Source organism: Amycolatopsis sp. NPDC004079, assembly GCF_040610415.1.
Classification (GTDB): domain Bacteria; phylum Actinomycetota; class Actinomycetes; order Mycobacteriales; family Pseudonocardiaceae; genus Amycolatopsis; species Amycolatopsis halotolerans.
The window spans coordinates 122,029-128,882 of sequence record NZ_JBEXMH010000023.1 but is presented as its reverse complement, the minus strand read 5'-3'; the positions used below and the strand labels follow the sequence as shown (position 1 = coordinate 128,882).

Sequence of the window (6,854 nt, the reverse complement as noted above, 5' to 3'; positions counted from 1 at the left end):
TGTGCCAGGAAGAACGTGCCGCTCGTGACGAGCACGAGCAGCAGGATCCCGGACACCAGGCGTTTATGAGGGACTCTGAGTCCCTCAGGGTTCCCCTCACGGACTACTGGCCCAGCTTAGGGCCTTCGACCCGGGCAGGCGCGCCTCAACCGCACCCGTAGTGCCGCCTCAAGCTACGCGGAATTGGGGTTCTCACCGGCACAAACACTCACGAGCAGCTACCGAACCGCGATCCCGCGCAGGATCATCTCCACCATGTTCAGCAAATGCTCCTGCAGATCAAACGGAGCGTCCTCGCTCTCGATCCACGAACTCAGCGTCCCGAAATAAGACGTAGCAAGCAACAACCCGGCCTGCGCCGGGTCGATGTCCGCGCGGATCTCCCCGGCCTCCTGCGCCCGTGCGACGAACGTGCCGAACTCGCGGGCCAGTTCCGGGTTGCCGAAGACGTTGGTGGAGTGGATCGCCGCGCCCATGCAGGCGATCGTCTCGGCTCGGGAGTCGAGGCTGTTGCGCGCGAGTTCGATCAGGTACCGGCTGAGCACCTCGCGCAGCGGCCGGTCCTCGAGGTTTTCGGCGCGCACCGCGGTCATCGCGCGTTCCCGGCGGCGCAGGCTCCACTCGTCCAGGAACGCCGTCTTGCGCTGGAAGTGGTTGAACACGGTGGCGCGCGCGGTGTCGGCTCGTTCGGCGATGTCCTCCATCGTGGTGTTGTCGTAGCCGCGCTCCACGAACAGCTCCACGGCCGCCTGGAACAGCCGGTCCCGGCGTTCGTGTCGCTGCCTGGTCCGCCGGTCGCCCGTCGCTTCTGCCGTCATGCCTCGCAGTCAACCATCATTTCCTCCCGGCGCCTGCTGAACGACGCCCTTGACGCTACTTACGTCGCGGCATAACTTGGACCCAAGTCCAAACTTATACTCCAGTTCAAGGAGGCGGCGATGCGGCTGGTCACCTACGAATCCGCCGGTACGGCCCGGCTCGGTGTGCTGCATGGCGACGTCGTGGTGGATCCGGCGCGGGTCTTGCGGGCGGTTAAGGCCGGGGCCGAAGTCCCGGCCGAGATGGTCGCCTTCTTCGAGGGCGGGGCCGAGGCGCGCGCCAGGACTGAGCAGGCGCTTCAGCTCGCAGACGCCGCGGCGGAAAAAGGCGACTCGTTGATCGACGAAGGTCATCCGGCGGTGCTTCCGCAGGAGGAGGTCCGGCTGCTCGCCCCGGTGCCGAGGCCGCGCCGGATTCGCGACTACCTGACCTACACCCAGCACGCCTCCGGCTCCGGCCTCGCCGTTCCGCCCGCTTTCGAGGCGATGCCGATCTGCTACCAGGGCAACGTCGAGACGGTGATCGGGCCGGAGGAGCCGTTGCTCTGGCCGTCCTACACCGCACAGCTCGACTTCGAACTCGAGCTCGGTTTCTTCACCTCCGGCGGCGGCAAAAACCTCACCCCGGCCGAGGCTGCCGGACGCATCGCCGGCGTCACGATTTTCAACGACGTCAGCGCGCGCGACATCCAGATGTTCGAGATGAGCCTGACGATCGGTCCGTCCAAAGGGAAAGACTTCTGCACCGCGATGGGCCCGTGCGTGCTCACCATGGACGAGGTCGACGAATGGGCGGTGCGGATGTCGGCGACGGTCAACGGCGAGGTCTGGGCTTCCGGGTCCACAAAGGACCGTCAGTTCTCGTTCGCCGAGGTGCTCGCGTGGGCGTCGCTGGACGAAGACATCTATCCCGGGGAGTTCTTCGGGCTCGGCACCGTCGGCGGTGGATGCGGGCTGGAACTGGACCGCTGGATCCAGCCGGGCGACGTGGTGGAACTTGCCGCGGCTGGCATCGGTGTGCTGCGAAACCCGGTGGGACATCGGCAGACCGCACCGGAAGGCGCGGGAGTGGCTTCATATCAAGGTGCACCCGAGGTGCACGTTCCTAGGAGGTAAGTGTGCCCCAAGATATTCCCTACACCAAAGGACAGCACCGGCTCACCGAACACTGCTCGGCCTGGCTGGTCCCGGACGGGACCTGGGGCTGGAGCAATGCCGGACTGATCGCCGGGGCAGGAGAATCCCTGCTCGTCGACACCCTCTTCGACGTGCCGATGACCCGGGAAATGCTGACCGGTCTGCGGAACACCACAGCAGACAGTCCGATCAAGACAGTCGTGAACACGCACGCGAACGGAGACCACTGGTTCGGCAACGAACTGGTCGCCGACGCCGCCATCATCGCCTCCGTTGCCACGGCGGAAGAAATGCGCACCAACGGCCCCGATCTCATGCGCGGCCTGGTGCATCAGGAAGGTCCGCTGGGCCGGTTCGCCCAGCACATCCTGCACCCGTTCGACTTCGACTCCATCACCGCGACCTACGCGACCCGGACGTTCGCCGAACAGCTGAAGCTCGACATCGGCGGCGTGGCAGTGGAAATCCGCTGCCTCGGCCCCGCGCACACCGAGGGCGACAGCGTCGTGCTGGTTCCCGACGAGGGCGTGCTGTACGCCGGGGACCTGCTGTTCATCGGCGGCACCCCGATCACCTGGGCGGGGCCGGTGTCGAACTGGATCGCCGCCTGCGACGCGATGCTGGCGATGGACGCCGAGTTCGTCGTGCCCGGCCACGGCCCGGTCACCGACGCCGACGGCATCCGTTCGGTCCTCGACTACCTGCAGTGGGTGCAAGCCGAGGCGGCCGACCGCCACCGCCGGGGGATGACCTCGGAGGAGGCGATGCGCGACATCTCGCTGGGCCGGTTCGCGGACCTCGACGAGCACGGCCGGCTCGCGCAGAATGTGCTTGCGGTGTATTACGAACTCGACCCGGAGATGGAGCGGGTGGACACCCGTGAGGTGTTCCGCCGCATCGCCGAACTGGAAGGGTTCGCGTGAGCCGCTAACCGGCCACGGTCAGGATTCCGAGCGCCAGCAACACGAGGACCTTCACGGTTTCCGTTGCGATATAGACAAAATGCGCCCGAGACCGGGGCAGCTCCGTGCCCTCCGGGGCGGCGAGGACGCGGTCCGTCCGCCGGTTCAGCGCCGGGCGGACCGCTCCCAGTTGCCCGATCAGCACCACTACCGCCACCGCCGCCAGCACGGTCACGGCGGCCCCGGGCCGCCCGGCCACCACGGTGACCACCACCCCCGTCGCGAGCACGATCTCGGCGAGGTTCAAGGCCCGGAACACCAACCGGCCGATGCCGAGACCGATCGGGATGGTCACCCCCGGCGCGCGGAACTTCAGCGGGGCTTCCAGGAACGAGATGGCGAGCACCATCCCGAACCAGACGAACGTGAAGGCGCCAATCAGAGCAATCGCATGCACAGCGCGGAAAACCTCGATCCCCGTCTTCGATCCGCCACTGCCAGGCTACTCCCGCTGCCAGGTAACCGGCAGCCGCACCGGACCGTAGATCGACGCGTCGTGCGGCAGGTCCACCTCGGCGAACGGCACCGCGAGCCGCAGGTCCGGGAAGCGCGCGAACAGCCGGAACAGCGCGGTTCGCATCTCGACCCTGGCCAGCTGCTGCCCGAGGCATTGGTGCACGCCGTGCCCGAAAGCCAGCTGCCCGGCCGCGCGCCGGGTGACGTCCAGCTCGTCCGGGTCCGGGAACTTCTCCGGATTCCGGTTGGCCACCGGCAGCGACATGACGACCGGGTCGCCCGCCTTGATCGTCACGCCGCCGAGTTCGACGTCCTCGAGCGCGGTGCGGATCGGGCCGATGTGGATCACGCTGAGGTAGCGCAGCAGTTCCTCGACCGCGCCCGCGACCAGGTCCGGATCAGCCCTGAACTTCGCCAGCTGCTCCGGATTCTCCAGCAGCACCAGCGTTCCGAGCGCGATCATGTTGCGGGTCGTCTCGAATCCGGCGACCAGCAGCATCATGCCGATGTTGGCGAGTTCCTCGTCGGTCAGCTCGCCGCCGCGGACCAGGTCGGACAGCAGGTCGTCGCTCGGCCGCGCCCGCTTCTCCTCGATCTGCCCGGCGATGAACGCGACGACGCCCTGGGTGGCGTCGATCCGCTCGGCGATCGGGACGTCCTTGGAGAACATCGTGGTGGTGAACCTGTCGAACTCGGCGCGGCGTTCGTACGGCGCGCCGAGCAGTTCGCAGATCACCAGTGACGGCACCGGCCGCGCAAACGCTTCCACCAGGTCGACCGGACCGTCCGCGGCGGCCATCGCGTCGAGGTGGTCGTCGACGATCTCCGTGACGCGGTCCTCCAGTTTGTGCATCCGGTGCACGGTGAACGCCCCGGTCAGCAGCTTGCGATAGCGGTGGTGGTCCGGGTCGTCCATCCCGCTGAACACCCCCGGGTCAGCCGGTTTCGGCGGTGGCAGCGGGCCGAAGTCGATCGGGATCTTCGTCAGCTCCACTCGCGCGGACATCCGCTTGTCCGAGAGGACTGCCCGCACCTCCTGGTATCCGGTGACGAGCCAGCCCTCGGTGCCGTCCGGATAGGTCAGCGGCTCGACCGGAGCCTGCGTGCGCTGGGCCGGCACCGGATCGAACGGACACGCGCCCCTGGCGAGCGGGAGTCCTGCCTGACGGGTCATCGTCGCTCCTTCCCCTCTGAATAGTTCAGAAGGTACACAGCTTTCACAAAGTTGTGAAGAGAATGTCCGAACTGAACGCGAGGCGGACGGGGATTCACCGGCTTGGCCTATTTCTAGCGCTGCTAGACAATCGAGCGGTAGCAGTGCTAGCGTTGCCTCAGTATCTAGCAACGCTAGATTCAGTCGATCGCAAGGAGAAGTCCCGAAATGGCCAAGTTGCAGAGCCTCGACCCGCGCACGCCGATGTTCGCTCAGTTCAAGGAGAAGACCGGACCGATCGTCCTGGCCAACACCTTCGTCGTCCCAGAGGGGAAGACCGAAGAGTTCCTGGCCACCTTCAAGAAGCAGGCCGAGTACATGAAGGCTCAGCCCGGATTCGTCTCGCTGCGGATGCACCGGGGAACGGCGGGCAGCCAGCTGCTGATGAACGTCGCGGTCTGGGAATCGACCGGGGCGCTCGCCGCCGCGTTCGGCAACCCGGAGTTCCAGCGGCTGGCGGCGGAGACCTCCGACGACATCGAGTCGTACCCGCACATCTTCGAGCAGATCGACGTCTGAGTCCTCAGGCCTCCGCGGCGTCGAGGGCCGGAACGAGCGGTTCGAGCATGCGCCGCAACAGGTCTGGCAGTGACCCGGACACCACGACCAGACCGTTGCCCGCTGGCTGTGTCCACTGCTCCAGCGCGACCCGCACTGCCGCTGCGACGGAGGCGGCCAGCACGCGCGCGGTCTGCGGGTCGCCGACCCGGGTCGCGATCACTTCCTGCAGCGGGTCTTCCAGCGCGGCCGGAGCGTCAAGAAATGCCGTTCGCAGCCCGGGATTCGTGGTGATCAGCAGCAGTGCGTCGCGGCTCTGCTCGCCGGGATCCGTGTACTGCGCTGTGATCGCGTCGACGATCGCCTCCGCCAGCCGGGTCTCCGAAAGGCGCTCGGTGACGGCGGCGGCGATCCGGCTCTCGCGGTCCGCGGTGACTGCGGCGACGATCGCTTCCTCGCGGCTGGAGAAGTAGTTGTTGTAGGTCCGCGGCGAGACCCCGGCCGCCTCGGCGATGTCGTCGACGCGCACGTTCGCCGGCCCGTGTTCGAGCGCCAGCCGCAGCGCTGCTTCGCGCAGTGCGACGCGGGTGGCCTCCTTCTTCCGTTCGCGCAATCCGGTCACGTATTCAGTCTCGCAGTCTTCGTGCGCCTACGCAAACTTGCGTGCACGCAAGTTTCGTGCGTAAGGTGAGCGGCGTCCCCGAGCGAGAGGAAACCGCCATGCGCGGCAAGGGAATGACGTACGAGACCGGGTTCGTCCGCAATGGACGGTCGTCGCGGGAGAACTTCGAACCAGAGGTGGTGAAACGCGAACTGGCGATCATCCGCGACGACCTGCACTGCACCGCGGTGCATCTCGTCGGCGGCGATCCGGAGCGGCTGGAGCGGGCCGCGCGGTGGGCGGCCGACCTGGGGCTGGAGGTCTGGTTCTCGCCGTATCCGCTGGAGCAGACCCACGAGGAAATGCTCGCCCTCTTCGCCGACTGCGCCACCCGCGCGGAACGGCTGCGCGCCACCGGGGCGGACGTCGTGTTCGTGACCGGCGTCGAGTTGAGCGTGATGAACCACGGCTTCCTGCCCGGCGAGGATGTCGCGGAACGGGTCAGCTTGCTGCTCGCCGAACCTGAGGGCCGCGCCGAGCGACTGGCGGCGGTGGGCAAGCGGCTCGACCCGTTCCTCGACACCGCCGTCAAGCTCGTGCGGGAGCGGTTCCACGGCCCGGTCACCTACGCGTGCATCCAGTTCGAGCAGGTGGACTGGAGCCGGTTCGACTTCGTCACGGTGGAACTCATCCGCTCCGCCGAGGTCGCGCCGATCTTCCGGGACGGCGTGCGAACCCTGGTGGCGCAAGGGAAACCGGTCGCGATCACCGGTTTCGGCACGGCGACCTGGCACGGGTCCGGCGACGTAGCGCCGCGGAGCATGGAAATCGTCGAGTACGACAAGGAAACCGGCGATCCGCTCCGCATCGACGGCGAGTATGAGCGCGACGAAGCCGGGCAGGCGGGGTATCTGCGCGAGCTGTTGGAGATCTTCGACGAGGAGGGAGTGGACAGTGCGTTCGTGTTCCTGTTCGCGCTCTACAACTACCCGCACCGGCCCGGGGGCAACGATCTCGACCTCGCGAGCTTCGGCCTGGTGAAGGTCCTGGAAGACCGCTCGGGCACGGCGTACCCGGGGCTGAACTGGGAACCGAAGGAGGCGTTCACCGCGGTCGCTAAGCATTACGCAAAACCTTGACTCAGCGGGGTCCGGCCGGGTGAGATCCGG

The 6,854-nt window shown here is 67.1% G+C and carries 8 protein-coding genes; 4 read left to right on the top strand and 4 right to left on the bottom strand.

Features of this window, described 5'->3' with window-relative positions; all coding sequences use genetic code 11:
• Positions 1-218: 218 nt before the first annotated feature.
• Positions 219-818 carry a helix-turn-helix domain-containing protein gene (locus ABZX37_RS24070; RefSeq protein ID WP_354742996.1) on the bottom strand — a complete coding sequence of 200 codons (600 nt, stop codon included), beginning with the start codon at positions 816-818 and terminating at the stop codon, positions 219-221.
• A 120-nt stretch (positions 819-938) separates the two neighbouring features.
• Here ABZX37_RS24070 and ABZX37_RS24065 point away from each other — a divergent pair, with 120 nt between their 5' ends.
• The gene (locus tag ABZX37_RS24065; protein ID WP_354742994.1) at positions 939-1,934 is read left to right on the top strand and encodes a fumarylacetoacetate hydrolase family protein; all 996 of its coding nucleotides are present in this window, start codon (positions 939-941) and stop codon (positions 1,932-1,934) included.
• A gap of 2 nt (positions 1,935-1,936) precedes the next feature.
• Positions 1,937-2,878 carry an MBL fold metallo-hydrolase gene (locus tag ABZX37_RS24060; RefSeq protein ID WP_354742992.1) on the top strand — a complete coding sequence of 314 codons (942 nt, stop codon included), beginning with the start codon at positions 1,937-1,939 and terminating at the stop codon, positions 2,876-2,878.
• Positions 2,879-2,882: 4 nt separating this feature from the next.
• Here the strand turns inward: ABZX37_RS24060 and ABZX37_RS24055 are convergent, their stop codons facing one another.
• Positions 2,883-3,266, bottom strand: coding sequence for a hypothetical protein (locus tag ABZX37_RS24055; RefSeq protein ID WP_354743012.1), 384 nt, complete (start codon positions 3,264-3,266; stop codon positions 2,883-2,885).
• Between the two features lie 93 nt (positions 3,267-3,359).
• Entirely contained in the window at positions 3,360-4,547 is a 1,188-nt protein-coding gene (locus ABZX37_RS24050; protein WP_354742990.1) for a cytochrome P450, read from the bottom strand.
• Between the two features lie 207 nt (positions 4,548-4,754).
• Here ABZX37_RS24050 and ABZX37_RS24045 point away from each other — a divergent pair, with 207 nt between their 5' ends.
• Entirely contained in the window at positions 4,755-5,105 is a 351-nt protein-coding gene (locus tag ABZX37_RS24045; RefSeq protein WP_354742988.1) for an antibiotic biosynthesis monooxygenase family protein, read from the top strand.
• Between the two features lie 4 nt (positions 5,106-5,109).
• Here the strand turns inward: ABZX37_RS24045 and ABZX37_RS24040 are convergent, their stop codons facing one another.
• A complete protein-coding gene (locus ABZX37_RS24040) occupies positions 5,110-5,706 on the bottom strand; it encodes a TetR/AcrR family transcriptional regulator (protein WP_354742986.1) in 597 nt (198 codons plus the stop codon).
• A gap of 98 nt (positions 5,707-5,804) precedes the next feature.
• Here ABZX37_RS24040 and ABZX37_RS24035 point away from each other — a divergent pair, with 98 nt between their 5' ends.
• Positions 5,805-6,824, top strand: a complete 1,020-nt coding sequence (locus ABZX37_RS24035) for a hypothetical protein (protein ID WP_354743010.1) — start codon at positions 5,805-5,807, stop codon at positions 6,822-6,824.
• The last annotated feature ends 30 nt before the right edge of the window (positions 6,825-6,854 follow it).